Below are 26,578 nucleotides of genomic sequence, written 5' to 3' on the forward strand. Positions count from 1 at the left end.
GACGCCCCGTCCTCCGGCTCCGTGGGGCCAGGAGGACGGGGCGTCGCTGATGTGGGTCGATCCTGCCGAGGTGTGACCACGACTGAACTGCGGTGGACGGTTGCGATCTACTTGTAGTAGTTGAGTCCCCAGCCAGCATTGAAGAACTCGCTGATTGGCGCGTAGAGGACGTACTTGCTGCATTCGCGGCCATCGGCGTCCCCGGTGCAACTCTTGGAGTAATCTCTGATGCCGCTGATCACTCCGAAGGCGTAACGACCTTCGTCCGTGGCGGAGGAGATGACTGGTCCGCCACTGTCACCCTGACCGGCGGCAGGAACCCCCGTCGTTTGCCGGCTCAACGCAAGATCGTTGTAGCAGGGGAGCCCGCCGCCATAGCAGGCTGTTATGTTGACTTCCTCAATGAGGTTGTTGCAGACTGTGCCGCTCCGGGCGCCGGAGTAACAGACGCGACCCCCCACCGCAGTTGCCCGAGCCCCTCGGATTTTCTCGACTCGAGAACCCTTGCCCGTGTTGTCACCTGTCAACACGCCGGGCACCATGTACTCGCTACCGCTTTTGACGTAGGCGGCGGTGTCGCCGTAAGGCTTGCCCGCGGCGCCGAGTCCTCCGGAGAAGCTGCCGATGCCCCATCCGGTGCCGGTTCCGTAAAACCAATCGGGGGAGCCGCCACCTCCGCCGCAGCGGTGCGCTGAGCCCATCGCGGGGGTTTTGCTGCCGTCCGTTCCCCACGGTTTCGCTCCTTCGTTCGATCAGATGGGCTGGGTTGTGGGGGGCTGCCTTGCTTCCAGGAACGTACCTAGGGGCCGGTCGATCCACCACCTAGGGACCGGGTGAATCCCGTGCTGCCCTCCACCGCGGTCTCCGGGGACGGGGTGAATTGGTTTGACGCCGGGAGGGAGCGCGCGTCTACCCTTGGTCCGTCCAAAGGAGGTGTCGATGGCACGATGGCGTCTCATGACACGTCGGACGGTGATCTTCTCCGCGGGGGCGGCGCTGGTCTGCGTTCTCGTCGGGTGCACGGCACCCGCGCCCCTCCCCGGGCCGACCGTGCCGCCGTCGGCGGTGGCCCTGAACGTCGCGGGTCCCGACACGGAAGGGATCTCCGCGTTCTCGGACGGGGGCACCCTCTACGTGCTCGCTCCCGCATCGTCCGGGTGCACCTGGTCCGGAACGCTCCGCCCGTTATCGGGCGTTCACGGGGCCGTCGAGGTCGAGCTCGACCAGGCGACGCCGGAGGTCTGTGCCGCGAACTTCTTCGAGCAATCCCTGGCGTTCGAGACCGGTGTCGACCTCGCGGCGGGCGACACCGTCTTCGTGCACGTCGATCAACAGTTAAGGCGCCTCGGGCCGGCCCGGGAATGACGGATGCCTCGCCCTGCGCTCTCTGGGAGCAGGGTGAGGCATCCGTCGTTCGTCAGCTCTGCGGGGGTGAGGCGGGCTGGGGCGTTGCCCCGCCACGGCCGAGGCGGGCGTGCGAGCGGGAGTAGGCGAAATAGATCGCGAACCCGAGCGCCAGCCAGATGAGGAACCGCAGCCAGGTCTCCACTGACAGGTTCAGCATCAGGTAGGTGCAGATCGCCGCGGACAGGATCGGCAGGACCGGGCTGAACGGCACGCGGAAGCCGCGCGGGAGGTCGGGACGCTTGCGGCGCAGCACGATGACACCGACCGAGACGAGTACGAACGCGGAGAGCGTCCCGATGTTGACCATCTCCTCCAGGATGCCGACGGGGGTGACGCCCGCCACCACCGCGACGATCGCGGTGACCACGATCGAGATGACCCACGGCGTCCGGAAGCGCGGGTGGACCTTCGCCAGGCCCTGCGGCAGCAGACCGTCGCGCGACATCGCGAAGATGATGCGGGTCGCACCGATCATCAGGGTCAGCACGACGGTCGTGAGACCGGCGACCGCACCCGCCGCGATGATGGTAGCCATCCAGGTCTGCCCGTGGAAGGCGAAGGCGTTGGCGAGGGCGGCGCTCGGGTCGAGGTCCTGGTACGAGACCATCCCCGTCACGACGATGGCCACGGCGCAGTAGAGGACGGTGCAGATGACCAGCGACGCGATGATCCCGATCGGCAGGTCGCGCTGCGGGCGCTTGGTCTCCTCCGCCGTCGTCGCGACGACGTCGAACCCGATGTAGGCGAAGAACACGAGCGCGGCCCCCGCGAGGATGCCGCCGACGCCGAACGTCGCCGGCTCCAGGCCGGACAGGAACTGCAGCAGCGGCTGGGTCAGGTCGGATGCCGTCTCGGTCGGGGCGGACGGCGGCACGAAAGGCGTGTAATTCGCGGGATTCACGAACATGATGCCCGCGACGATCACGAAAAGGACGATGAAGAGCTTCACGGCGACCAGCGCCATGTTGACGCGGAGGGATTCCTTGATGCCGATCGTCATGAGACCACCGAGAACGAGGACGAGAAGGATCGCGGGAAGATCGACGACTCCGCCGGAGCTCACCGCTTGCGGCAGAACGACTCCGAGCTGCTCGAAGAACGCGCTCAGATAAGCGCTCCATCCCTGCGCGACGACACTCGCCCCGAGGAACATCTCGAGGATGAGATCCCACCCGATGATCCAGGCGAAGAGCTCGCCGAGGGATGCGTATGAGAATGTGTACGCCGACCCCGAGACGGGCACGGTCGAGGCGAATTCGGCATAACACATCGCGGCCAGCCCGCACGCGATCGCGGCGACGATGAAGCTGATGACGACGGCGGGGCCGGCGACCTCGTGGGCGGCGCGGCCCGTGAGCGTGAAGATACCGGCCCCGATGACGACGCCGACACCGAACACGGTGAGGTCGAGGGCGCTCAAGGATTTCTTGAGCCGGAACTCCGGATCGGTCGTGTCGGCGATGGACTGCTCCACCGATTTGGTCCGCAAAAGGCTCATGCGGCGCCCTCCTTGTCAGCGGCGTTCGGGAGGAACGCCATCCGGGAGGATAGTCCCGCCCGCCCGTCCATGCACACCGCGGCCGCGGCACGGTGGTGCGCCGGGGGAGGAACGCAGGCCGGGTGTAGGGTTTTGCGCACTATGGCAACCAAGCTCATCGCGCATCTGGTGGACGACCTCGACGGCACGGTCCTCGACGAAGGCGAGGGGACGCAGATGACGTTCTCCATCGACGGGCGCGATTACGAGATCGACCTCTCACGACGGAATGCCGACAAGTTCTACCGCGCTCTCACGCCTTTCGTCGATGCGGCACGGCCCGCCCGCTCGGCCGCCCCTTCCGGTCGTTCCGGAACGCGGGAGCCGCGAGGGAGCAGCGGTCTCGACCTCGGCGCCGTGCGCGAATGGGCGCGCGCCCAGGGAATGACCGTGAATGACCGCGGCCGTCTGCCCGCGACCGTGATCGAGGCGTATTCCGCCGCGAATTCCTGACCGCGCGGCTGCGTAATCCTCGGACTGTTTCGCGAATTGGACTGTTCTGACGGGTGATAAAGCGGGTGAATTCTATACCTGCGGCGGGGGAGTGCTTCTCGAGGGGTCATTTATCCCTATCATTGGCCACATGGCCAAGAAGCACATCACCCAGCTCATCGACGATCTCGATGGTTCCGTCCTCGATGAGGGGACCACGGTTCATTTCTCCCTCGAGGGCCGCGCCTACGAGATCGACCTTTCCGACGAGAATGCGAAGAAGCTCCGCGACGCATTCGAGCCCTTCGTCTCCGCCGGCCGCGCCGTCGGATCCGCCGGGGGCTCGACGCGCCGCCCGGGTCGTCCGCGCTCGGCAGGGTCGTCCCGTGACCTCGGCGCGGTCCGCGCGTGGGCCGAGGAGAACGGCCACCAGGTGAACTCGCGCGGCCGCATCCCCGCGAACATCCTCGAGGCCTACGACGCCGCGAACTGATCGCACAGCGAAGCGCCCGGACGTCCCCACAACGTCCGGGCGCTTCGTCGTCGGTCGACGTGGGCGGTGCCGCTGTCGACGTCCGGCTCAGACGAGCGCGGCGTTCGCGGCGCCGACGCTGAGGCGCTCGGCGGCGATACTCTCGGCCGCGGCGAGCGGAGTCACTCCTCGGCTCTCCGCCTCGTCGAAGACACGACGCACGGTGTCGCCGATCCCGGCCACGCGCCCCATGATCTCGTCACGACTGCCGAGCTGCTTCGCGACGAGATCGAGGTAGATGACACCGCCCGCGTTCACGACGAAGTCGGGCGCGTACAGGATGCCGCGACCCGCCAGCCGGTCGGCTCCCGACCGGTCCGCGAGCGGGTTGTTCGCCGGCCCGCAGACGGCGCGCGCGTCCAGGGCGTCGATGACCTCGTCGGTGAGGACCCCGCCGATGCCGGCCGGGACGAAGACGTCGGCCGAGACCAGGTGCGCCTCGCCCGGCTCGACCCAGGCCGCGCCCAGCTGAGCGGCGAGAGCGCGCTTGGCGGGGTTCACGTCCGTGACGGTCAGGGCGGCGTGCTCGGCGGTGAGACGCTCGGCGAGTCGGCTGCCGACCTGTCCCAGGCCGGCGATGGTGATCCGGCGGCCCGCCACGTCGCCGCTGCCCGTGACGCGCTCGAGCGTGGCGACGAGCGAGGCGTAGACGCCGAGGCTCGTGGGGCCGGCCGGCTCGCCCGAACCGCCGACGGCATCGGGGAGGCCGACGACGTGCGCCGTGCGCTCGCTGACGACGAGCATGTCGTCCGTGGTCGAGCCGACGTCCTCCGCCGTCCGGTACAGGCCGCCGAGGCTCTCGACCACGTCGCCCAGATCGAGGAACGCGGCGCGACGACGGTCGGCATCCAGCTCGGTGCCGAGGGGCAGCCCGATGACGGCCTTCCCGCCGCCCGCGTCGAGCCCCGCGGCCGCGTTCTTCAACGTCATCGCCGCAGACAGCCGCAGTGCGTCGCCGAGGGCGTCGCTCCAGGTGGGATAGGTCCACAGACGGGCACCGCCGAGGGCGGAGCCGAGCACCGAGGAGTGGAGGGCGACGGCGATGAATAGACCGCTGCGTCGTCCCGTGATCACCTCCACGCGCTCGTGGGAGAAATCGGGCAGGGGCAGGGCGTTGGTCATCGCGATCCTCGTGTTCGGCCACCTTGTGGGCGGCTCTGCGGCGGTGCCGCGGCGTTGCGGCATCCATCGTCCATTCTGACGCGTCGCGTCGGCGCGCGCGAGTGGCCCCGGGGCCACCTGCGGCGCCCCGGGGCCACTCGGATGCACCGGCCTCGGCCGTGCAGCGCCGTCCGGTCTCGGTCGCGCGAGTGGCCCCGGGGCCACCTGCGGCGCCCCGGGGCCACTCGGATGCACCGGCCTCGACCGTGCGCAGCACCCGCGGCGCCCCGGGGCCACTCGCATCGCCCCGCGACGACCGAGCGCGCGAGCCGGCCGCCGCCGCGCGCGTCAGGGCCGCGGGGCGGACTCCAGCGCCGTCCGACATACCACGGCGGCTGCGGCCGACCACGCCTGCGGGCGGCAGGCGGCCGGGTACGGCGTGGGCACGGAGGACTGCGCGCGGGGGTCGCCGGAATGCAGCTCGGGCACGCGGAAGGCGAAGCCCTCGGCGGCATCCAGGAGTCCCTCGACCACCTGGCGGGCCGGAGCGTCCAGGCCCGCGCGCAGCATGCCGTGGACGGCGATGGCGGTGTCGTGCACCCACACGCTGCCCCCGTGGTACGACAGTGGCCAGTACCCCGCGGCGCCGGTGGACATCGTGCGGATGCCGTACCCGCTCGACATCGACGGGTCGAGGAGCAGCGTCGCGACGTGCGCCTCGTCGTCGGCGGACAGGATCCCCGTACCGATCAGGTGTCCGATGTTGCTGGTGAGCGTGTCGACCGGGCGCTTGTCCCGGTCCAGCGCCACGGCGGGGTAGCGCCCCTCGGGGGTCTCCACCCAGTACGCGGCGGCGAAGCGCTCGCGCAGATCGGCCGCCCATTCCCGCCAGGTCGCCGCCTCGGTGGCATCCGCCGCATCTCCGAAGCGCTCGAGAAGGTCCGCGCCGGACAGGGCGGCCTCGTAGGCGTACGCCTGCACCTCGCACAGCGCGATCGGTCCGTCGGCGAGGCGGCCGTCGCGCCACTGGATGGAGTCGCCGGAGTCCTTCCAGCCCTGGTTCGCCAGGCCGGTGCCGAGGCGGTCGATGTAGTCGAGGAAGCCGTCGCCGTCGCTGTCGCCGCTGTCGCGGATCCAGCCGAGGGCGGCGCGGAGCGCGGGGAGGAGCTCGCGGACCTCCTCGTCCGGCATACCGGCACGCCAGGCGTCGGCGAGCAGGCAGATCCACAGGGGGGTCGAGTCGACGCTGCCGTAGTACTTCGGCGGCAGCACGATGCCCTCACCCGGGATCTCCAGGGCCGACGCCCGCAGCTCGTGCAGGATCTTGCCGGGCTCCTGGGCGGTCTGCGCGTCGTCCTCGGTCGCCTGCAGCCGCGCGAGCACGCGGAGAGTGGATGCCGCGATCTCGCGGTCCAGGGGCAGGGCGAGGCGCGCGGCCCAGAGCGAGTCGCGGCCGAAGAGGGTGAAGAACCACGGCGCCCCGGCGGCGAAGAACTCGTCGCGCGGGTCCTCGGGCAGGACGAGACGCAGCGCGTCGAGATCGCCGAGCGCCCGCTCGAGCCACCGCGCGAGGCGGGGATCGGGGGCTGCGGCGGCGACGGCGGCGGCATCCCACCGCGGGGCGGCGGTGGCCCCGCCCACGACGAGGGCGTCGTCGTGGAGTGTCAGGGTGAAGCCGACCTCCGCGGTGCCGAACGCGGGGACGTCGACGTCCCAGCTCACCTCGATCCCGTCGGTTCCGGATGCCACCCGCCCGCGCGGCGCGACGAGCTCCAGGCCCTGCGCGCCGGCCTCGAGCCGGATCACGTCGTTCCCCGCGTCGGACGCGGCGGGCCGGGGGCGCGCGTGCCCGGACTTCACCTCGTGGAGCTGCGCGAACTCGGGGGTGAGCGTCAGGCGGAGGGTCGTCGACACGGGCTCGGCGACGCGGGAGCGCAGCGTCCACGTCTCGCTGACGCGGCCGTCGGCGACGCGGCGGTCGCGCAGCAGCCGCAGCTTCGGGTCGGGGGTGGGGTCGTCGAGGCCGCGCAGCAGACCGCCGAAGACGATGCGGGAGGGACCGTCGGGGGCCGCGGAGATCCATTCGACGGCCGACCCCTCGCACGAGAGGGCCATCGCCCGGACGTGCCGGACGTCACCGTGGTACACCCCGTGCACGGCCGCGGAACCGATGTCGCCCGTGTGATCGGACCAGACCTGCGTCGGGGCGCGGAGGACGATGACGGCGTCGTTCAGCAGGGGCTGCAGGGGAGCGGGGTCGGAGGCGGTCTCGACGGACGAGACGGCGGGTGCGGTGGTCATGCGGCGGAGGCTCCTCGGGGGACGGTCGGGGCGGGACGGGAAAGCGGTGTCATTCCTTGACGGCTCCCTCGCTGGCGTTCATGATGCGCCGCTGGAAGATGAAGAACATCACGGCGACGGGGATGGTCATGATGGCCGCCGCGGCGAGCTTGATCGGGAACTGGCTGCCCTGGCTCAGCTGTCCGCTGGCCAGGGAGGCGACGCCCTTGGTCAGCGTGGTGAGCTCGGGCGACTGCGAGGCGATGACGAAGTGGCTGAGCTCGTTCCACGACCCCTGGAACGACAGGATGACGATCGTGATGAGGGCCGGCCGCGCCATCGGCAGGACGACGGACCAGAACACCCGGAACGTCCCCGCACCGTCGACACGAGCCTGCTCCTCCACCGATGGCGGGACGGACTCGAAGAAGTTCTTCATGATGAACACGCCGGCCGCGTCGACGAGCAGCGGCAGGATCATGCCCGCGTAGGAGTCGTAGATGCCGAGCTGGTTGATGACGAGGAACTTGGGGATCAGCAGCACCACAGCCGGGACGGCCATGACGGCGACGAGCGCCGCGAAGATGACGCTCCTCCCGCGGAACCGCAGGCGCGCGAGCGCGTATCCGGCGAGCGAGGCGAAGAACACGCGTCCGATCGTGACGAACACCGTCACGATCGCGGAGTTCGCGAACCAGACGGGGAAGTCCGAGTTGAGGAACAGCCGCTCGTAGGCGGCGACCGAGAACGGCTGCGGCACGAGGGAGACCGGGTCCGCCGCCGCCGAGGCGTCCGTCTTGAAGGACGTCGCCACCTGCACGAGGAAGGGATAGATGTAGATGAGCGCGAGCACGCACAGCAGCGCGTACAGCGCGATCTGCCAGCGCAGCGTCTTCGCCGGCATCCGGTGCTTCCGGGGTGCGCGGCGGGGTCCGTCCACGACCTGCTCGGCCAGGACGGCGGTCTGCGGGGATGCCGTGGCGGTCATCGTGCGCCTCCATTCGTGCCCCGGACCTCGTACTGCCGCGCGCGGCGACGCGAGACGGGGCGGTCGCGCAGCACCCAGCGCTGCAGGATCGTCAGGGCGACGATGATCACGAAGAGCACGAAGGCGATGGCGGCGCCCTGGCCCCACTGCTGGGAGAGGAACGCGGACGAGTAGCTGAGATAGGCGGGGGTGAGCGTGGTCTTGCCGGGTCCGCCCTGCGTGCCGGTGTAGATCTGGTCGAACACCTGCCAGGTGCCGATGAGGCCCAGCGTCAGCACGGTGAACAGCACCGGCTTCAGCTGCGGCAGGGTCACCCGCCAGAAGCGCTGCCAGCCGTTGGCGCCGTCCATCATCGCGGCCTCCATCACGTCGCCGCCGATGTTCTGCAGCCCGGCGATGAAGAGCAGCATGAACGTCCCGGAGGTCGTGAAGACCGCCATGAGGACGAAGGCCGACATCGCGACGGAGGGGCCGGCGAGCCAGTCCCACCACGAGACGCCCAGGAAGGTGTTGCCGGTGAGGGCGGCCGGACCGGTGGTGACGCCGACGGCGCCCAGCAGGTTGTGGACGACCCCGGACGGGTCGTTGAACCAGTTCGGCCCGTTCACGCCCAGCCACGACAGCACCTCGTTGACCGCGCCGGACGTGGAGAAGAGGAACAGCCAGAGGACCGTGATGGCGACGGAGCTCGTGACCGAGGGGAAGTAGAAGGCCGTGCGGAAGAACCCGCGTCCGCGCAGCACCGCGCGGTTGACGAGGACGGCGAGGAAGAGCGAGAGGGCGGTCTGCAGGGGCACCACCAGCAGGACGTACCAGGCGTTGTTGCGCAGCGCCGTGCCGAAGTCGCGCTCGGCGAGACCCCCGCCGGTGGTGACGGCGGCGTAGTTGTCGAGGCCGACGAAGTTCACGTTCGAGGAGAAGGGGCTCCCGCGACCGGTCCAGTCCGAGAAGCTCACCCACAGCGCCATCAGAACGGGGACGAGCAGGAAGATCCCGAGGATGATCAGCACGGGGGCGGTGAACAGCCAGCCGGCGGCGGCCTCGCCGCGCCGGATCCCCGCAGAGGGGGAGCCGGCGCGACGGGGCGCGGAGGTGAGAGCGCTCATGATGGTCCGCTTACGGGACGATCGCCTCGAGGTTGGACTGCACGCCCGTCAGGATCGACTGCGGGTCGCCGCTGCGCAGCGACTCGATCTGCGCGTTGAAGTCCGTGATCACGTCGGCGGCGCCGGCGAGGTTCGGCGGGAACTGCGCGTAGTCGGCGCCGGCGAGGAACGCCGACAGGTCGGGGTTGGCCTCGGTCCACGCGTCGGCGGCGGACTGGATGGACGGCATCGGGCCGAACGCCTCCGAGAACGCCAGCTGCTGGTCGGTGCCGGTCAGGTACTCGACGAGGGCGCGCGCGTCGTCCTGGTTCGCGCTGTCCGCGGCCAGGCCCCAGCAGTTGGTGAACTGGAGCGTGCCCTTGCCGCCGGGACCCTCGGGGAGCTCGGCGACGACGTAGTTCACGTCGGGGTAGTCGGCGGTCAGGGCGCCGGTGATCCAGTTGCCCTCGATGGTCATGGCCGCCGCCTGGGTGCCGAACGCCTCGCCGCCCCAGCCCGCGCCGATGTCGGCGGCGAAGGCGAAGCTGCCGTTCTCGAGGTTGGTCTTGACGTACTGCAGCGCCTCCACGTTCTCGGCGCTGTCGGCCGTGGCCGCGCCGTCGGTGAGGAGGCCGCCGCCGGCCTGCGCCATGAACACGCCCAGGCGCTGGTACTCGGCGCCGAAGGCGAGGCCGACCTGGCCGTCGGTGGTGAGGCGCTGGGCGACGGATGCCAGCTCGTCCCAGGTCGTCGGGATGTCGGCATCCGTGAGTCCGGCCGCGGCCCACAGGTCGCTGTTGATGATGAGCGCCAGCGTGGAGAAGTCCTTCGGGGCGCAGTAAAAGGAGCCGTCGACGGTGAAGTTCTCGACGAGGGACGGGTAGAAGTCGTCCTTGTTGGCGAGGTCGTCGCCGTACGGGGCGATGAAGCCGTTCTCGGCGTAGCCGGCGAGGGCCTCGGGGGCGAGGTAGAACAGGTCCGGCGGCGAGCCGGCTGCGAAGCCCTGCGACAGCTGCTGCGGGAGGTCGTTGGCGACCTGGACCTGCGCGTCGACGCCGGACTCCTCGCTCCACGCGGCGACGGCCTCCTCGACCGCCTGCGTCTCGGCGTCGCCGGAGGAGCCGATCAGGACGCTGAGGGAGCCGCTGCCGCTCGCCTCGCCGCTGCCGGAGTCGTCGAAGCCCGACCCGCACGCGGTGAGGGTGAGGGCGCCGGTGGCCAGAAGCGCGCCGGCTCCGAGCCAGGTGCGCGCGATGTGCCGTGTCATGTGTCTCTCTCCTTCGATGAGGCATGCACCCCTCCGTGTGACGTCGGAGGGTCGCTGTTTGAACGTTCAAATAGCGATACGGTGAGAGTACGAACACCGAGCCCCGGATGTCAAGGCGGTGCCGCCGCCTACAATGACCGTCGACCCGAGGGAGGACGCGCATGGTCAAGGCCCCCACCGTCGACGACGTCGCCCGGGTCGCCGGCGTCTCCCGGCAGACGGTGTCCAACGTCGTCAACAGCCCCGACATCGTGCGGGAGGCCACGCGGATGCGCGTGGAGCAGGCCATCGCCGACCTCGGATACCGTCCCCACGCCGCCGCGCGCCGGCTCCGCACGCGCCGCAGCTCGACCATCGGCATCCACCTCGACCCCTACGCCGGCGGGATCTCCGGCGTCGTGCTCGACCGGTTCGTGCACGCCCTCACCGAGCGCGCCGGCGACCGCGACATGCGGGTCGTGCTCTACGCCGCCCGCACCCCCGAGGAGGAGATCGCCCGCCTCGGCGACCTGCTCGAGGGAGGGGAGGTGGATGCCGTCGTCGTCACGGGCACGTTCCACGGCGACCCCCGCACGGGCTGGCTCACGCAGCGGGGTCTGCCGTTCGTCTCGTTCGGGCGCCCGTGGGGCGAGGACGACGTCGAGGCTCCCGCGCACCTGTGGGTCGACGTGGACGGGGCGGCGGGCACCCGCGCGGCGACGCGCCACGTGCTCGGGCTCGGATCCGGACGCGTGGCCTTCCTCGGCTGGCCGGCCGGCTCGGGCACCGGCGACGAGCGCGAGCGCGGCTGGCGCGAGGCGATCGCGGACGCCGGAGCGGCCGGGGTGCGGTGGACCATCGAGGAGAACGTCGCCGCCGCGCGCGACGTCGTCGCGGCCGGGCTCGCCCGCGACGCGGACGTCGACGCGATCGTCTGCGCGAGCGACTCCCTCGCCATCGGCGCGCACCTCGCCGTGTCGCTCGCCGGGCGGGAGGGACTGCCCATCGTGGGCTTCGACAACACGCCGGCGGTCGAGGCGCTCGGGATCTCGAGCGTGGAGCAGTTGCCCGAGCGGGTGGCATCCGGAGCCCTCGATCTGCTGATGGGCGAGAACGGGACGGTCGTCGCCCCGCGCGCCGCGACCGCGGGCGCCGCCCACGTCCTGGTCGAGCCGCGCCTCGTCGTGCGCTGACGGGACGGGGCCTCAGGCGGGGCGGCCGATGCGGCGGGACAGCTCGGCGGCCGAGGCCGTCGCGGCGGCGGCGAAACGCTCCGGGTCGGCGCGCACGACATCCGCCGGCCACGTCACCGCGATCGCGGCGGCCGGCCACCCCGCGTGGTCCCGCACGGCCGCGGCGACGGAGCGGAAGCCGGGGGTGACCTCCCCGTCCTCGACCGCGTACCCGGTCGCGCGGACCTCGCGCAGCAGATCGCGGAGGGCCCGCGGGCTCGCGGGCCCGCGACCGTGACGTTGCGTGAAGGCCGTGGCATCCGGGAACGACGCCCGCACCTGCTCCCGCGGGAGGGCCGCCAGCATCGCCACCCCCGTGGCGGTCAGGTGGGCGGGGAGTCGGACGCCCACGTCGGTCACCAGTGCGGGACGCCGGGGCGCGCGCTCCTCGACGATGTACAGCACGTCGCGCCCGGCCAGCACGGCGAGGTGCGCGGACTCCCCGACGCGGTCCGACAGGGCGGCGACCAGCGGACGTCCCAGCCGCGCGAGGGGCTGCTGACGCGCGTACCCGCCGCCGAGCTCGAACGCCGCGGTGCCCAGTCCCCAGCGGCGATCGCCCGGCAGGTGCACGACGTACCCGTGCTGTTCCAGCGTCGCGAGCAGGTGATACGTGCTGGACCGGGGGATCCCCAGCGCGGACGCGATCGTCTGCGCCGCGACGGGTCCCGGCTGCCGCGCGAGCAGCGAGAGGATCCGCAGCGTCTGATCGGCGGCGGGCACCTGGGGGCGCGGACTGTCTGGCATGACAGACACAGGATGCCAGAACACCGCGGTTCCGCGCCCGCGCACGCGGTGGAATCGGGGTATGAACAGCAGCGTCACCGTCGGAGCGTCCCCCCTCACCCCGCGCGAGGTCGTCGCCGTCGCGAGAGAGGACGCGACGGTGCGGATGGATGCCACGGCCCTCCGCCGCGTCGCCGATACCCGCGCGCTGATCGAGGGGCTCGCCGACGACCCGCAGCCCCACTACGGCATCTCGACCGGCTTCGGCGCGTTGGCGACGACGTTCATCGCGGAGGACCGGCGGGCGCAGCTGCAGGCGAGTCTCATCCGCTCGCACGCCGCCGGCACCGGCGGGGAGGTCGAGCGCGAGGTCGTCCGCGCGCTCATGCTGCTGCGTCTGCAGACGCTCGCCACCGGACGGACGGGCGTGCGGCCGGTGGTCGTGGAGACCTACGCCGCCCTGCTCAACGCCGGCATCACGCCCGTCGTGCGCGAGTACGGCTCGCTCGGGTGCTCGGGGGATCTCGCCCCGCTGTCGCACGTCGCGCTCGCGGTCATGGGGGAGGGCGAGGTCCGCGACCGGGACGGCGCGCTCACGACCGCCGCCGCCGCGCTCGCCGTGGCCGGGATCGCCCCCGTCGCCCTCCGCGAGAAGGAGGGACTGGCCCTCATCAACGGCACCGACGGCATGCTCGGCATGCTGCTGCTCGCCCTCCACGACCTGGAGGTGCTCCTCACCACCGCGGACGCCGCCGCGGCCCTGTCGATCGAGTCGCAGCTGGGCAGCGACGCCGTCTTCGCGGCGGATCTCATGGCTCTGCGGCCGCAGCACGGACAGGCGGCATCCGCGGCCAACCTCCGGGCGTTCCTCGCCGGCTCGCCGATCGTGGCGAGCCACCGCGGACCCGAGTGCACGCGCGTCCAGGACGCCTACTCGCTGCGCTGCACACCCCAGGTCCACGGCGCCGCCCGCGACACCGCCGCCCACGCCGCCCTCGTCGCCGGCCGCGAGCTCGTCTCCGCCGTCGACAACCCCGTCGTCACGGTCGACGGGCGGGTCGAGTCGAACGGCAACTTCCACGGCGCGCCGGTGGCGTACGTGCTCGACTTCCTCGCGATCGCCGTGGCGGACGTGGCATCCATGTCCGAGAGGCGGACGGACCGCGCGCTGGACGTCGCCCGCAGCAACGGCCTGCCGCCGTTCCTCGCCGACGAGGTGGGCGTGGACAGCGGCCTCATGATCGCGCAGTACGCCGCCGCCGGCATCGTCTCGGGGCTGAAGCGCCTGGCCGCGCCCGCGTCCGTCGACTCCATCCCGTCCAGCGCCATGCAGGAGGACCACGTGTCGATGGGCTGGGGCGCCGCCCGCAAGCTGCGCCGCGCTCTGGACGGGCTCGCGCGCGTGCTGGCGATCGAGGTGATGACGGGATGCCGCGCCCTCGACCTGCGCGCCCCGCTCGCGCCCGCGGCGGTCACGGGAGCCGTCCGGGCGCTCGTCCGCACGCGGGTGGCCGGTCCCGGTCCCGACCGGTTCGTCTCTCCCGAGATCGAGGCGGTCGCGGAGCTCGTGGCCTCCGGCGCCGTCGCCCGCACCGCCGTGGATGCGACCGCCGTGGAAGCGACCGCCGCGGACGCCGGCCCGGTCGACGCCGCCCCCGCCGGTGCGACCGCCGCGGACCGGGAGGGAGCCGCTACGGCGTGATCAGCTCGAACTCGTCGGGCGGGGTGGCATCCACGTCGTCCCAGTCCCCGTCGTGCCACGTGAAGATCGCGACGGCGCACGTCACCATGCGCTCGTCGCGGTCGGCCAGCCGCGAGACGAGCGCGCTCAAGCCGGGGTCGTGGGCGACCACCATCACCTCGGCGGCCCCCGTCGCCCGCGCGGCGTCGAGGATGGTGTCCGGGGCGGCGAGGTAGAGCTGCTCCTGGGTGACCACCTCGGTGTCGAAGGCATCGGCGAACGCCGCGGCGGTCTGCTGCGCCCGGAGCGCCGAGCTGGCCAGCAGCACCTCCGGCCGGACGCCCTTGCGCAGCACCGTCCGCGCGATCTCCGGTGCGTCCCGACGTCCGCGGTCGTTCAGCGGACGGTCGTGGTCGTCGAGGCCGTCGTCGGCCCAGTCGGACTTCGCGTGTCTGGCGAGCACCAGTTGGATCATCGTCGTCTCCCCGCAGGACCGGTTCGTCGGTGACGGACGACGCCGGGCGCACGGTGCATGCGTCCGTCCCGGTGTCGGCCGTGGAATCGTCCCCACGATAGCGGCGCTGAGAAAAGGCGACGTCGAGGTGGCGCTCGACGGCTGTTCTCTGCCATAAGCGTCCTGTTCCGCGCCACCGGGAGCCTGTCGCGGACGGTCGGGCCGGGTGCCGGGCATCAGGCCGTGCCGACGTAGGCCCACGCGCGGATGCCGCCGGCCAGCTGCACCGAGATACGGCGGTAGAGGGCGAGCTCGTACTCGTCCACGGCGTCCAGCTCCGCGATGGTGAGCGGGAGGACGGTGCCGAAGACGCGGTCGCGCGCGTCGCCGGTCGGGCGGATCACGGGCCGGGCGGGGGATGCGGAGGTCGGGTCCGCGGCATCCATCCACTCCAGCCGGAACCCGGGCAGGGCGTCCGGCTCGCCCGCGACGCGGCGCCCCAGGATGTCGAGTTGCACCTCCGGCCGCTGCAGCCCGCCGTACGCGAAGACCGGCTCGGTCGCCGCCGCGGCGCTCATCCGAACACCAGGTGGGCCACGGTGAAGATGACGAGCCCGGCCAGCGCTCCCACGATGGTGCCGTTCAGGCGGATGTACTGCAGGTCGCGGCCGACCATCAGCTCGATCTTCTCCGTCGTCTCCTCCGCGTCCCAGCGCTCGACCGTGTCGGTGATGATCGAGGCGATGTCGTGGCGGTAGCGGCCGACGAGGAAGACGGCGGCGTCGGTGATCCAGCCGTCCACCCGCTTCTGGAGGGTCTCGTCGCGGCCGAGCCGCACGCCGATCTCCGCCAGGGCGGAGGAGGCGCGACGGCGGAGCGAGCTGTCCGGATCGGCCAGCGCCGTGAGGAGGCCGGCCTTGGCCGTGTTCCACGCCTCGGCGGCGAGCCGGCGCACCCGCGGGCTGTCGAACACCGCGGCCTTGGCCTCCTCGAGGCGCATCATCGTCGCCGGGTCGTGCTGCAGGTTGTCCGCGAGCCGCGCGAGGTAGCCGTCGATGGTGTCGCGGGCCGGGTGGCCGGGATCGGCGCGGACGGCGTCGACGAAGCCGACCGCCTCGCGGTACACCGTGTCATCCACCAGACGCAGGGCGAGACCCGGCACCCACGATGGCAGGCGGCGGGAGACCAGGCCCTGGAACTGCTCGCGGTTGTTCCCGAGCCAGGTCGCGATGTTGTCGAGCGCGAGGTCGACGGCGCCGTGGTGGGCCCCCGACTCGACGACCCGCTCGAGCCAGCCGCCGACGGACGGACCCCAGTCGGGCGAGAGCAGGTGCTCCCGCGCGAGGTCCTCGATGAGGCCCTGCACGTCGTCGTCGCTCAGCGCGCGCAGGATGCTGGAGGCGACCGTCGCCCCCTCGGCTGCGACGCGGTCGGCGTGCGCGGGCTGGGCGAGCCACGCGCCGGCCCGTGCCGAGAGGGGCGTGGACTCCAGCTTCGTGCGGACGACGTCGCCCTCGAGGAAGTTCGTCTCGACGAACTCGCCCAGTTGGGCTCCGATCTCGTCCTTGCGGCGGGGGATGATCGCCGTATGGGGGATCGGCAGGCCGAGCGGATGCCGGAACAGCGCGGTCACCGCGAACCAGTCGGCGAGGGCCCCGACCATGCCGCCCTCGGCGGCGGCCCGGACGTACTGCAGCCACTCGACCTCGTTCTGGAAGGCGAAGGCGACGACGAAGACGACCGCCATCCCGATGAGGGCGCCCAGGGCGACGCCCTTCATGGTGCGGAGCGCGCGACGGCGTTCCTGGTCGGCGGGGCTCAGCAGGGCCGTGGGCGTCCGGGCCATCAGGCGACCGGTCCGAGCCACGCCGAGGCCGCCGTCGAATGGGCGGACTCGGGGTCGGACGGGTGGAACATCCCCGCGAGGACGTCGCGGTACAGGCGGCTGATCTCGCTGCCCGCGAAGTACGACGAGCCGCCGCCGACGAGGACCGCCTCGTCGACGACCTGCTTCGCCATCGTGACGGCGCGGTGCTTGACCCCCGCCAGCAGCGAGAACCAGCGGCCGCCGTGGTCGACGAGGCCGTCGACGTCGCCGGCGAGAACGGCCAGCTGCGGGGGGAGCGCGTCGTAGGCGAGGGCCATCTCGGCCACGCGCCAGCGGATGTCGGGGTCGTTCGCGTACGTCGTGCCGGTCTTCTTCGACGTGCGCGTGGTGGCGGCGGTCACCGCGAGGTCGATCGCGCGGCGGGCGATGCCGGTGTAGACCGACGCCAGCAGGATCTCGAACACGGCGAAGATCCCGAACACGAGCGGGTCGGGCTGCGGCCCGGGCGGGAGTCGCCGCACCACCCGGTGGGCGGGGGCATGCGCTCCGCGCAGCTCGGTCGTGCGGCTCTGCGTGCCGCGCATGCCGAGGGTGTCCCAGTCGTCGCGGGCGACGACGTCGTCGCCGCGGTCGAGGAACGCGAACACCATCTGCGGTCCGTCCGGCGAGGTCGCGTCGAGTCCATGCACGCCGAGGTGGTCCCACACGGGGGAGAGGGAGGTGAAGATCTTCGTGCCGGTGAACCGGTATCCGCCCGCGCCGTCGGGGGCCGCGTCGGTGTCGCTGCCGAAGAGGACGAGGTCGTTCCCCGCCTCGCTGATGCCGAAGGCGAACACCTCGCCGCGCGCGGCGCCCTCCTGCACGAAGGCGAGGTCGTCGATGCCGCGGTCCCGCAGCACCTTCGCCACGCCGGTCCACACGAGGTGCATGTTCAGGGCGAGGGCGGTGGCCGGCGCGGCCCCCGCCAGCCGCTGCTGCAGCTCCGACGCCTCGGCGAGGGTCAGGCCGGCGCCGCCGCGGTCCGCGGGGACCAGGATGCCGAGGTACCCCGCCGCCCGCAGGTCGTCGAGATCGTCGGTGGGGAAGGTGTTCTCGCGGTCATGCACCGCAGCGCGCTCCCGGATGCGCGCGATGAGCTCGTCGGGCAGGAACTGCGCGGGATCGAACGGAGCGGTCATGGCATCCATTCTGTCCGCGGCCGCGGACATCGGGGCCGCGCGCTCCGGCGGGTCCGGATGTGTCGGGACGGCGATGCGGGCCGGGTCGGCCGGGGGAGGGATGCCGTGGAATCGGGCAAGTGCGCCGGAATCGGAGCGTCTGCCGAATGGCATCCGATTCTGGGGCCCCGGTCCGATTCCGCGACGCGCCTTGCGGGCGGGGAGGGATGCCGTGGAATCGGACGAGTGCGCCGGAATCGGAGCGTCTGCCGTGTGGCATCCGATTCTGGGGCCTCGGTCCGATTCCGCGACGCGCGTTGCGGGCGGGGGCGACCCGCGTTGCGGGCGGGGAGGGATGCCGGGACGGGCGGGGTCAGCGCAGGGCGTCGAGCAGCGCGGCGACTGTCTCGTCCGGCTTGTCGCGGTGCGGCGAGTGTCCGGCACCCTCGACGACCGACATCGAGACGAGCGGGTTGCGCAGCACCTCCTGGGCGAGGGCGCCGGTGAAGATCGAATGCACCCCCGGGTCGGCGCCGATCACGTGCGTCGGCACGGTCAGCGTGGATGCCGCCGCGCGCGCGTCCCACTCGGGATTCTGGTCGGTGGTCTGCTCGACCGCCCACCGGCTGGCGCGCAGCGTGGCCCGGGCCTTGAGCTCGACGTCGAGGGGATGCCAGTGCGGGTGGGCCGCGCGGACCGCCTCCTGCCGCGGGTCGTCGAAGGCCTGCTCCAGTCCGACGCGGACGATATCGCGGTCTTGCGGGCCGATGTGGATCGCGGGATCGACGAGGACGAGGCGTCGCGTCCACGAGGGGTCCGCGGCGGCGGCCAGGGTCGCGGCCGCGCCGCCCAGCGAATGGCCGAGGACGGCGTCCCAGCCCACCCCGCGGTCGGGCCGCGCGGCGGCGAGGTCGGCGCCGTAGGCGGCGAGCGTGTAGTCGAGCGCCCGCGGGGCGTCGCCGTGCCCGCGCAGGTCGACAGCCACCGCGTGCCAGCCGGCGTCGGCCAGCGCGGTGCCGAAGCGCCACATGAGGGCGCCGTCCGAGCCGAGGCCGTGAGCGAGGAGGATCTGCGGGCCATCGGCGTCGCCCCAGCTGAGGCGGGGCAGGGTCACGGGAGCGGGCATCCCCTCATGCTAGATCCGCCGCCGGGCGCCGCTGGTCCGCGCCGTCTCGCCGAGAAACGCGCGCTGCACCGAGGAACGCCGGGCGACGGCGTTTCTCGATGCAGACCGCGTTCCTCGAACGAGGGGAGCGCCCCGCGGCGGCCCGCCGCGGACGAACCGCAGCGAGAATGGCTGCATGATCTCGACCGAGATGGCCCTGGCCCTGCGCGCGGCCGGACTGGTGTGGCATCCACGCTCCGGCGACCGGTTCCAGCTCGACGAGCCCGAGTTCGACGCCGACGTCTTCACCGTCAGCGAGATGACCGTCGAGCCGCGCGACTACCCGACGGGCCGCATCCTCGCGTTCAACGGGACGACCGAGTGGGCGCTGGACTCCGTCGCGACCGAGGATGCACTGTGGCTGCCGTCCGAGGCGCAGCTCCGCGAGCTGCTCCGCACGTCGTTCCGCGCGCTGCGCCGCCTCGCCGACACGCACGAGGTCGAGATCGCCGTCGGGGGAGCGACCCTCGTGTTCGAGCACCCGGAGCCGGCGGACGCCTACGCCCTGGCCGTGCTCGAGCTGCTCCGACGCATCCAGTGACCGGATGCCGCCCGGCGGCGGTCCCGCCTCGCGGTCGCCGCCGCGTCAGGTGATGGTGTGCACCGGCTCCGTGTCCGGGATGGGGCTGGCGTCGCGGTGGCGGAGGTCGGGGAACCCGCGGACGAAGACGGCCGACACGACCAGTCCGGCCGCGGCGAACGCCGCTGCGGCGATGTAGGCCCCCTGCGGGCCGATGCCGTCGATGAGCAGGCCCGCGATCGCCGAGCCGGCGGCCGCGCCGATCAGCTGGCCGGTGCCGATCCAGCCGTAGGCTTCGGCCGTCTCGCTGAAGCGGACGCTCGCGGAGGTCATCGCGAACATCACCGCGAGCGCGGGGGCGATGCCGGCTCCCGCGACGAGGAGGGTCGCGCCGAGCCACCAGGCGTTCAGCGACACGATCGTCAGGGACAGGCCGAGGGCGACGATCGCGAACCGGCGGGCCATCGCCCACGGGCCGATCGGGATGTGGCCGAAGGACAGGCCGCCGGCGAGGCTGCCGACCGCGAACACCGCGAGGATGAGGCCCGCCTCCAGGCCGCCGTGGTCGAACGTCGCGACGACGCCGGCCTCGACCGCCGCGCACGCGCCGATGAGGAGGAAGCCGGTCGCGGTGGCCAGGACGACCGGCGGCTTGGCCAGCACGGTGCCCAGCGCGCGACGGCTGCGGGGGATGCGGACCCGGCCGACCTCGGGGCTGAGGATGAACCACGCGCCGCCGCCGAGGAGGATCGCCACGACCAGCAGCAGTCCGGGCACGGTGCCGACCTGCGTGGCCACCAGGGTGATGAGCACCGGGGCGAGGACCCAGATGATCTCCTGCAGGGAGGCGTCCAGGGAGTAGAGGGGGGTGAGCTGCTTCGAGTTGACCATCTTGGGGTAGATGGTGCGGACCGCGGACTGGATCGGCGGCGTTGACAGTCCGGCCAGCAGACCGAGCGCCATGTAGAGGGGGAGGGCCATCTCGATGAGGGCGAGCGTCGCGATCGCGGCGGCGCACACGAGCAGCGTCGTGGTGAGCACGCGCCGCATGCCCCACACGCCCATCCAGCGGCTGGTGACGGGACCGGCGATGGCCTGCCCGATGCTCGTCGCCGCGAGGACCAGGCCCGCCGCGCCGTAGGAGCCGGTGACGTGCTCGATGTGCAGCAGCACCGCGAGGCTCGTCATGCCGTTGGGGAACCGCGCCGTCAACTGCGCGGCGATGATGCGCCCCACCCCGGGGGTGCGGAGGAGTTCGCGGTAGCCGGCCACCTGGCAACGGTACAGCCCGCCGCCGACACGCGTGGGCCGTGCCGGGGGCGCGCGCGGGCGAGGGTCCGGGCGTCGAGATCACGCGATCCCGCCGAGATCACATGCTCCGGTCGACCGGGGCGCGTGATGTCGCGCCGAACGTGTGATCTCGGCGACGCGCCGACGGCTGGTGCGACACGCCGACGACACGCCGGCGCGCCGTTTCCACACCCTGTGCGATGTCGGAGCCCCCTCGTACCGTGCGACCTGTGGACGGAGGCATCACCAGGGGTCGGGAACCGCGGAAACGCGGGCCTTCCGACGGCCGGGAAGGGAGGTCGAGCTGTGGATGAAATCGTGGACAACCTGTGTTGTACATGGGGATGGTCGTGCGAAAACCACACTCGTGTAACTACTACCCCTTGTGGTGCCATCGGATGTCCGCACCCATATGTAGTATTGAGGTCCCGGCGGGCCGAGCCCACCGGACGACAGGATTCCCAGGGGAGAGAGAACCGAAATGGCGATCACGGTCTACACCAAGCCCTCGTGCGTGCAGTGCACGGCGACGTACCGCGCACTGGACTCGAAGGGCATCGAGTACGAGGTCCTCGACCTCTCCGAGGACCCCGCTGCGCTCGAGCAGGTCAAGTCCCTCGGCTACCTGCAGGCCCCCGTCGTCATCACCGACGAGGACCACTGGTCGGGCTTCCGTCCCGACAAGATCGACGAGCTGGCCTCGCGTCTGGCCTGACTCCCGGACGGCTCGGAGGGCGTCCCCGTGAGCATCGATCTCCAGAACGCCCCCGGCGGCGTCGCGATGTCCGACACCACGTCTCCGCTCCTCGTCTTCTTCTCGAGCGTGTCCGGCAACACGGCGCGTTTCATCGAGAAGCTGGGGAAGCGGGCGGTGCGCATCCCGCTCCTGCCCTCCGAGCCCGCCCTGGTCGTCGACGAGCCCTTCGTCCTCGTCACTCCGACGTATGGAGGGGGAGAGGGGCGCGGCGTCGAGAAGGGCGCGGTGCCCAAGCAGGTCATCCGCTTCCTCAACGAGGAGCGGAACCGACGCAACATCCGCGGGGTCATCTCCGCGGGCAACACGAACTTCGGCGATTCCTTCTGTCTCGCCGGCGACATCATCAGCCGCAAGTGCTCCGTGCCGCACTTGTACCGACTGGAAGTTTTCGGCACGCCAGACGACGTCGAGCGCGTCACCGAGGGATTGGAACGATGGTGGAAGTTGAGCTGAGCGACGTGGACTTCAAGACCGAGGCGCGATTCGAGGGCATGGACTACCACGCCCTCAACGCGATGCTGAACCTGTACGACGCGGACGGCCGTATCCAGTTCGACGCGGACAAGCGCGCTGCCCGGGAGTACTTCCTGCAGCACGTCAACCAGAACACCGTCTTCTTCCACTCGCTGAAGGAGCGTCTCGACTACCTCGTCGAGAAGGAGTACTACGAGCCGACGGTGCTCGCGAAGTACTCGATGGAGTTCATCCAGGAGCTGAACGACCGCGCCTACGGCAAGAAGTTCCGCTTCGAGACCTTCCTCGGCGCGTTCAAGTACTACACGAGCTACACGCTCAAGACCTTCGACGGCAAGCGCTACCTCGAGCGCTTCGAGGACCGCGTCGTCATGACCGCGCTCGCCCTGGCCGACGGCGACCAGCGCCTCGCGGTGCAGCTGGTCGACGAGATCATCTCGGGGCGCTTCCAGCCCGCCACCCCCACGTTCCTCAACGCCGGCAAGGCGCAGCGCGGCGAGCTCGTGTCGTGCTTCCTTCTGCGCATCGAGGACAACATGGAGTCGATCGCCCGCGGCATCAACTCGGCTCTGCAGCTGTCCAAGCGCGGCGGCGGCGTCGCCCTGCTGCTGTCGAACATCCGCGAGGCCGGTGCGCCGATCAAGCAGATCGAGAACCAGTCCAGCGGCATCATCCCCGTGATGAAGCTCCTCGAAGACAGCTTCAGCTACGCCAACCAGCTCGGCGCGCGTCAGGGCGCGGGCGCGGTGTACCTCAACGCGCACCACCCCGACATCCTCCGCTTCCTCGACACCAAGCGCGAGAACGCGGACGAGAAGATCCGCATCAAGACGCTCTCGCTCGGTGTGGTCGTGCCCGACATCACGTTCGAGCTCGCCAAGAACGGCGAGGACATGTACCTCTTCTCGCCCTACGACGTCGAGCGCGTCTACGGCGTGCCGTTCGGCGACATCTCGGTCACCGAGAAGTACCGCGAGATGGTCGACGACCCGCGCATCAAGAAGACCAAGATCAACGCGCGCGAGTTCTTCCAGACGCTCGCCGAGATCCAGTTCGAGTCGGGCTACCCGTACATCATGTTCGAGGACACGGTGAACAAGGCCAACCCGATCAAGGGCCGGATCAACATGTCGAACCTGTGCTCGGAGATCCTCCAGGTCAACACCCCGACGACCTACAACGAGGACCTCTCGTACTCGGGCATCGGCAAGGACATCTCCTGCAACCTCGGGTCGATGAACATCGCGCTGGCGATGGACGGCCGCGACCTCGGCCAGACCGTCGAGACCGCCATCCGCGCCCTCACCGCGGTCAGCGACCAGAGTCACATCGCCTCGGTCCGCTCGATCGAGGACGGCAACGACCGCTCGCACGCGATCGGCCTGGGTCAGATGAACCTCCACGGCTACCTCGCCCGCGAGCACGTGCACTACGGGTCCGAAGAGGGCATCGACTTCACGAACATCTACTTCTACACGGTGCTGTTCCACGCGCTGCGGGCCTCCAACCGCATCGCCATCGAGCGCGGCACGTCCTTCGACGGCTTCGCGGACTCCACCTATGCGTCGGGGGCGTTCTTCGACAAGTACCTCGAGCAGGCGTGGGAGCCGCAGACCACCAAGGTGAAGGAGCTGTTCGCCGGCATCCAGGTCCCCACCCAGGACGACTGGCGCGAGCTCAAGGCATCCATCCAGCAGCACGGCATCTACAACCAGAACCTGCAGGCGGTGCCGCCGACCGGCTCGATCTCGTACATCAACAACTCGACGAGCTCGATCCACCCGATCGCGTCGAAGATCGAGATCCGCAAGGAAGGCAAGCTCGGTCGCGTCTACTACCCGGCGCCGTTCATGACGAACGAGAACCTGGAGTACTACCAGGACGCGTACGAGATCGGCTACGAGAAGGTCATCGACACGTACGCCGCCGCCACCCAGCACGTGGACCAGGGCCTGTCGCTGACGCTGTTCTTCAAGGACACCGTCACGACCCGCGACATCAACAAGGCGCAGATCTACGCCTGGCGCAAGGGCATCAAGACCATCTACTACATCCGTCTGCGTCAGCTGGCGCTCGAGGGCACCGACATGACCGAGTGCGTCTCGTGCATGCTCTGACCCGCTGATCCCGACTTTCGATAGAGGACACCATGGCTGAGAAGCTGCAGCTCCTGAACCACGTGCAGGCGATCAACTGGAACCGCATCCAGGACGACAAGGACCTCGAGGTCTGGAACCGTCTCGTCAACAACTTCTGGCTCCCCGAGAAGGTGCCGCTGTCCAACGACATCCAGTCGTGGAACACGCTCACCCCCGACGAGCAGACGCTGACCATGCGCGTGTTCACGGGTCTCACCCTGCTCGACACGATCCAGGGCACCGTCGGCGCCGTCTCGCTGATCCCGGATGCGCTCACCCCGCACGAGGAGGCCGTCTACACGAACATCGCGTTCATGGAGTCGGTGCACGCGAAGAGCTACTCGTCGATCTTCTCGACGCTGTGCTCGACGAAGGAGATCGACGAGGCGTTCCGCTGGTCCACCGAGAACGAGTTCCTTCAGAAGAAGGCTCGCATCGTCATGGACTACTACCGCGGCGACGACCCCCTCAAGCGCAAGGTCGCCTCGACGCTGCTCGAGTCGTTCCTGTTCTACTCGGGCTTCTACCTGCCGATGCACTGGTCGAGCCGCGCCAAGCTCACCAACACGGCCGACCTCATCCGCCTCATCATCCGCGACGAGGCCGTGCACGGGTACTACATCGGCTACAAGTTCCAGCGCGGTCTGGAGCAGGTCGACGAGGCCCGCCGCCAGGACCTGAAGGACTACACCTTCTCGCTGCTGTACGAGCTCTACGACAACGAGGTGCACTACACCCAGAGCCTGTACGACTCGGTCGGCCTGAGCGAGGACGTCAAGAAGTTCCTCCACTACAACGCCAACAAGGCGCTGATGAACCTCGGCTACGAGGCGATGTTCCCGTCGTCGGTCACCGACGTGAACCCGGCGATCCTGTCGGCCCTGTCGCCGAACGCCGACGAGAACCACGACTTTTTCAGCGGGTCGGGCTCGTCGTACGTCATCGGCAAGGCCGAGGCCACGGAGGACGAGGACTGGGACTTCTGAACCCCTCGATCACCGTGCGGATCTGATCCGCGCAGCGACCACGAGCCCCCGTCGCACCGCCCCTGTCAGGGGGCGGGCGCCGGGGGCTCGTCCGCGTTCCGCGCACCTCCGCGAGCGGCGCCGGCGCCCCGCATCGCCGCGGTCACGAGCCGCTCCACGTCGAGGTCGTCGAGGGGCACCTTGAGCACGAGCAGCCGGTGATAGCAGGCGCCCCACAGCTGGTCGATCATGATGTCGATATCGGCGTCCGCCGGAAGCTCTCCCTGCGCCTGCGCGGAGCGGAGGCGCTCGCGGGCCAGCTCCCGGCGGGGGAGTCCGTAGACGCGCGACCAGGTCTCCCCGAGATCCCGGTCCGTCTGCGCCGCGCCGATCAGCTCCGACACCGGCCCGGCGGCGCCGCCGTGCGTGAGCAGTCCGAGGAATGCCGTCATCTGCGCGACCAGGTCCGCGTGGAGGTCTCCGGTGTCGGGGAAGCTCAGCAGCGTCTCGCTCTCGCGGTAGTAGGCCTCGGCGGCCAGGGCGGCCGGAGACGGCCACCACTTGTAGAGCGTCGTCTTGCTCGCTCCGGCCGCGTGGGCGATCCGCTCGAACGTGACCGCCCGCATGCCCTCCGCGATGAGCAGTCGGGCGGCAGCAGCGAGCACCTCCGCACGGACCTCCTCCGCCGGACGGCGGCCGCGTCCGCGCCGGAGTGCCGGTGTCGCGCTCATCGCGCCTCCTCTTGTGGACGGTGCGTTCATTTGCGATGCTACCGTCGTAAGTGAACAGGTCGTTCATATTCTACCGGAGGAGATCATCATGAGCAGCAGCGCGGATCGTGTCGCCATCGTCACCGGCGGCTCCGGCGGCATCGGGCGCGCGAGCGCCGAACGGCTCGCCGCGGACGGCATGGCGGTCGTCGTCCACTACGCCGGCAACAAGGACCGAGCCGACGAGACGGTCGCCCGGATCATGGATGCCGGCGGTCGCGCCGTCGCCGTCGGAGGGGACATCGCCGACGAGGCGCAGATGGCGGTGGTCTTCGACATGGCCGAGGAGCGGTTCGGCGGGGTGGACGTGCTCGTGCACACCGCCGGCATCATGATGCTGTCGCCGCTCGTCGACCTGGACCTCGACACCTTCGACCGCATACAGCGGACCAACGTGCGCGGGACGTTCGTCGCCGACCAGCTCGCCGCGCGGCGGGTGCGCTCCGGTGGAGCGATCATCAACTTCTCGACCTCGGTGACGCGGCTGCAGATCCCTGGATACGGCGCCTACGCCGCGTCCAAGGGCGCCGTGGAGGCCTTGACGCTCATCCTCGCCCGCGAGCTCCGCGGGCGCGACGTGACGGTCAACGCCGTCTCGCCCGGCCCCACGGCGACCCCGTTGTTCTTCGAGGGCAAGAGCCCGGAGCAGATCGAGGGGATCGCGGCATCCACTCCGATGGGCCGACTCGGCACCCCCGACGACATCGCCCAGACGGTGTCGTTCCTCGCCGGTCCCGCGCGATGGGTCAACGGCCAGGTGCTCTACGTCAACGGGGGCGCCGCCTGACGCCGGCCCCGGCGGACCGCGACCGC

At 70.8% G+C, this 26,578-nt stretch carries 26 protein-coding genes; 11 read left to right on the plus strand and 15 right to left on the minus strand.

Annotated elements, in window-relative coordinates; all coding sequences use genetic code 11:
* Positions 1-107 precede the first annotated feature (107 nt).
* Positions 108-701 (minus strand): hypothetical protein, encoded by a 594-nt coding sequence (locus tag MRBLMI1_RS00925; RefSeq protein ID WP_367726266.1) that lies wholly within the window; start codon positions 699-701, stop codon positions 108-110.
* Between the two features lie 238 nt (positions 702-939).
* On the opposite strand from MRBLMI1_RS00925, the gene MRBLMI1_RS00930 reads away from it, so the two are divergent.
* Positions 940-1,365 (plus strand): hypothetical protein, encoded by a 426-nt coding sequence (locus MRBLMI1_RS00930; RefSeq protein WP_367726267.1) that lies wholly within the window; start codon positions 940-942, stop codon positions 1,363-1,365.
* Positions 1,366-1,417: 52 nt separating this feature from the next.
* On the opposite strand, the gene MRBLMI1_RS00935 is transcribed toward MRBLMI1_RS00930, so the two are convergent.
* A complete protein-coding gene (locus tag MRBLMI1_RS00935) occupies positions 1,418-2,905 on the minus strand; it encodes an amino acid permease (protein ID WP_367726268.1) in 1,488 nt (495 codons plus the stop codon).
* 141 nt (positions 2,906-3,046) lie between these two features.
* Here MRBLMI1_RS00935 and MRBLMI1_RS00940 point away from each other — a divergent pair, with 141 nt between their 5' ends.
* Together MRBLMI1_RS00940 and MRBLMI1_RS00945 are read left to right on the plus strand one after the other, a co-directional pair.
* Positions 3,047-3,397: a histone-like nucleoid-structuring protein Lsr2 gene (locus MRBLMI1_RS00940; RefSeq protein WP_367726269.1), complete on the plus strand. Its 351-nt coding sequence runs from the start codon at positions 3,047-3,049 to the stop codon at positions 3,395-3,397.
* Positions 3,398-3,527: 130 nt separating this feature from the next.
* The gene (locus MRBLMI1_RS00945) at positions 3,528-3,869 is read left to right on the plus strand and encodes a histone-like nucleoid-structuring protein Lsr2 (protein ID WP_367726270.1); all 342 of its coding nucleotides are present in this window, start codon (positions 3,528-3,530) and stop codon (positions 3,867-3,869) included.
* A gap of 87 nt (positions 3,870-3,956) precedes the next feature.
* On the opposite strand, the gene MRBLMI1_RS00950 is transcribed toward MRBLMI1_RS00945, so the two are convergent.
* The 5 genes from MRBLMI1_RS00950 to MRBLMI1_RS00970 all read right to left on the minus strand — a co-directional run bounded on the left by MRBLMI1_RS00950 (position 3,957) and on the right by MRBLMI1_RS00970 (position 10,629).
* Positions 3,957-5,030 carry a Glu/Leu/Phe/Val dehydrogenase family protein gene (locus MRBLMI1_RS00950; RefSeq protein ID WP_367726271.1) on the minus strand — a complete coding sequence of 358 codons (1,074 nt, stop codon included), beginning with the start codon at positions 5,028-5,030 and terminating at the stop codon, positions 3,957-3,959.
* 327 nt (positions 5,031-5,357) lie between these two features.
* On the minus strand, positions 5,358-7,310 hold the full coding sequence (locus MRBLMI1_RS00955) for a glycogen debranching N-terminal domain-containing protein (protein WP_367726272.1): 1,953 nt from the start codon (positions 7,308-7,310) through the stop codon (positions 5,358-5,360).
* Between the two features lie 49 nt (positions 7,311-7,359).
* Entirely contained in the window at positions 7,360-8,193 is an 834-nt protein-coding gene (locus MRBLMI1_RS00960; RefSeq protein ID WP_387053804.1) for a carbohydrate ABC transporter permease, read from the minus strand.
* An 80-nt stretch (positions 8,194-8,273) separates the two neighbouring features.
* Positions 8,274-9,383 carry a carbohydrate ABC transporter permease gene (locus MRBLMI1_RS00965; RefSeq protein ID WP_367726274.1) on the minus strand — a complete coding sequence of 370 codons (1,110 nt, stop codon included), beginning with the start codon at positions 9,381-9,383 and terminating at the stop codon, positions 8,274-8,276.
* 10 nt (positions 9,384-9,393) lie between these two features.
* Entirely contained in the window at positions 9,394-10,629 is a 1,236-nt protein-coding gene (locus MRBLMI1_RS00970; protein WP_367726275.1) for a sugar ABC transporter substrate-binding protein, read from the minus strand.
* 161 nt (positions 10,630-10,790) lie between these two features.
* Between MRBLMI1_RS00970 and MRBLMI1_RS00975 the strand changes: the two genes are divergently transcribed.
* Positions 10,791-11,801: a LacI family DNA-binding transcriptional regulator gene (locus MRBLMI1_RS00975; protein ID WP_367726276.1), complete on the plus strand. Its 1,011-nt coding sequence runs from the start codon at positions 10,791-10,793 to the stop codon at positions 11,799-11,801.
* A gap of 12 nt (positions 11,802-11,813) precedes the next feature.
* On the opposite strand, the gene MRBLMI1_RS00980 is transcribed toward MRBLMI1_RS00975, so the two are convergent.
* Positions 11,814-12,587: an IclR family transcriptional regulator gene (locus MRBLMI1_RS00980; protein WP_367726277.1), complete on the minus strand. Its 774-nt coding sequence runs from the start codon at positions 12,585-12,587 to the stop codon at positions 11,814-11,816.
* 61 nt (positions 12,588-12,648) lie between these two features.
* Between MRBLMI1_RS00980 and hutH the strand changes: the two genes are divergently transcribed.
* Positions 12,649-14,268 (plus strand): histidine ammonia-lyase, encoded by a 1,620-nt coding sequence (hutH, locus tag MRBLMI1_RS00985; RefSeq protein ID WP_367726278.1) that lies wholly within the window; start codon positions 12,649-12,651, stop codon positions 14,266-14,268.
* On the opposite strand, the gene MRBLMI1_RS00990 is transcribed toward hutH, so the two are convergent.
* The 5 genes from MRBLMI1_RS00990 to MRBLMI1_RS01010 form a co-directional block, all read right to left on the minus strand.
* Positions 14,258-14,710 (minus strand): SixA phosphatase family protein, encoded by a 453-nt coding sequence (locus tag MRBLMI1_RS00990; protein ID WP_367726279.1) that lies wholly within the window; start codon positions 14,708-14,710, stop codon positions 14,258-14,260. The genes hutH and MRBLMI1_RS00990 overlap by 11 nt on opposite strands.
* Before the next feature lie 227 nt (positions 14,711-14,937).
* Positions 14,938-15,279, minus strand: coding sequence for a gamma-glutamylcyclotransferase family protein (locus MRBLMI1_RS00995; protein ID WP_367726280.1), 342 nt, complete (start codon positions 15,277-15,279; stop codon positions 14,938-14,940).
* Positions 15,276-16,547 (minus strand): DUF445 domain-containing protein, encoded by a 1,272-nt coding sequence (locus MRBLMI1_RS01000; RefSeq protein ID WP_367726281.1) that lies wholly within the window; start codon positions 16,545-16,547, stop codon positions 15,276-15,278. The genes MRBLMI1_RS00995 and MRBLMI1_RS01000 overlap by 4 nt, the downstream gene beginning before the upstream one ends.
* Complete coding sequence (locus MRBLMI1_RS01005) at positions 16,547-17,707, minus strand: acyl-CoA dehydrogenase family protein (protein WP_367726282.1); 1,161 nt, start codon at positions 17,705-17,707, stop codon at positions 16,547-16,549. Before MRBLMI1_RS01005 ends, MRBLMI1_RS01000 begins: the two co-directional genes overlap by 1 nt.
* Positions 17,708-18,059: 352 nt before the next feature.
* Positions 18,060-18,812: an alpha/beta fold hydrolase gene (locus MRBLMI1_RS01010; protein WP_367726283.1), complete on the minus strand. Its 753-nt coding sequence runs from the start codon at positions 18,810-18,812 to the stop codon at positions 18,060-18,062.
* Positions 18,813-18,987: 175 nt separating this feature from the next.
* Here MRBLMI1_RS01010 and MRBLMI1_RS01015 point away from each other — a divergent pair, with 175 nt between their 5' ends.
* Positions 18,988-19,392 (plus strand): pilus assembly protein CpaE, encoded by a 405-nt coding sequence (locus MRBLMI1_RS01015; RefSeq protein ID WP_367726284.1) that lies wholly within the window; start codon positions 18,988-18,990, stop codon positions 19,390-19,392.
* Positions 19,393-19,437: 45 nt separating this feature from the next.
* On the opposite strand, the gene MRBLMI1_RS01020 is transcribed toward MRBLMI1_RS01015, so the two are convergent.
* Positions 19,438-20,643 (minus strand): MFS transporter, encoded by a 1,206-nt coding sequence (locus MRBLMI1_RS01020; protein ID WP_367726285.1) that lies wholly within the window; start codon positions 20,641-20,643, stop codon positions 19,438-19,440.
* Positions 20,644-21,142: 499 nt separating this feature from the next.
* On the opposite strand from MRBLMI1_RS01020, the gene nrdH reads away from it, so the two are divergent.
* The 4 genes from nrdH to nrdF all read left to right on the plus strand — a co-directional run bounded on the left by nrdH (position 21,143) and on the right by nrdF (position 25,016).
* Positions 21,143-21,376 carry a glutaredoxin-like protein NrdH gene (gene nrdH / locus MRBLMI1_RS01025; protein ID WP_367726286.1) on the plus strand — a complete coding sequence of 78 codons (234 nt, stop codon included), beginning with the start codon at positions 21,143-21,145 and terminating at the stop codon, positions 21,374-21,376.
* Positions 21,377-21,442: 66 nt separating this feature from the next.
* A complete protein-coding gene (nrdI, locus tag MRBLMI1_RS01030) occupies positions 21,443-21,871 on the plus strand; it encodes a class Ib ribonucleoside-diphosphate reductase assembly flavoprotein NrdI (RefSeq protein ID WP_367727528.1) in 429 nt (142 codons plus the stop codon).
* Positions 21,853-24,009 (plus strand): class 1b ribonucleoside-diphosphate reductase subunit alpha, encoded by a 2,157-nt coding sequence (gene nrdE / locus MRBLMI1_RS01035; protein WP_367726287.1) that lies wholly within the window; start codon positions 21,853-21,855, stop codon positions 24,007-24,009. Before nrdI ends, nrdE begins: the two co-directional genes overlap by 19 nt.
* A 32-nt stretch (positions 24,010-24,041) precedes the next feature.
* Positions 24,042-25,016, plus strand: a complete 975-nt coding sequence (nrdF, locus tag MRBLMI1_RS01040) for a class 1b ribonucleoside-diphosphate reductase subunit beta (RefSeq protein WP_367726288.1) — start codon at positions 24,042-24,044, stop codon at positions 25,014-25,016.
* Between the two features lie 65 nt (positions 25,017-25,081).
* On the opposite strand, the gene MRBLMI1_RS01045 is transcribed toward nrdF, so the two are convergent.
* Positions 25,082-25,726, minus strand: a complete 645-nt coding sequence (locus MRBLMI1_RS01045) for a TetR/AcrR family transcriptional regulator (protein ID WP_367726289.1) — start codon at positions 25,724-25,726, stop codon at positions 25,082-25,084.
* Between the two features lie 88 nt (positions 25,727-25,814).
* Between MRBLMI1_RS01045 and MRBLMI1_RS01050 the strand changes: the two genes are divergently transcribed.
* Positions 25,815-26,552 carry an SDR family oxidoreductase gene (locus tag MRBLMI1_RS01050; protein ID WP_367726290.1) on the plus strand — a complete coding sequence of 246 codons (738 nt, stop codon included), beginning with the start codon at positions 25,815-25,817 and terminating at the stop codon, positions 26,550-26,552.
* Positions 26,553-26,578: the final 26 nt, after the last annotated feature.

The sequence above is a fragment of the Microbacterium sp. LMI1-1-1.1 genome, from assembly GCF_040815675.1.
Taxonomy (GTDB): domain Bacteria; phylum Actinomycetota; class Actinomycetes; order Actinomycetales; family Microbacteriaceae; genus Microbacterium.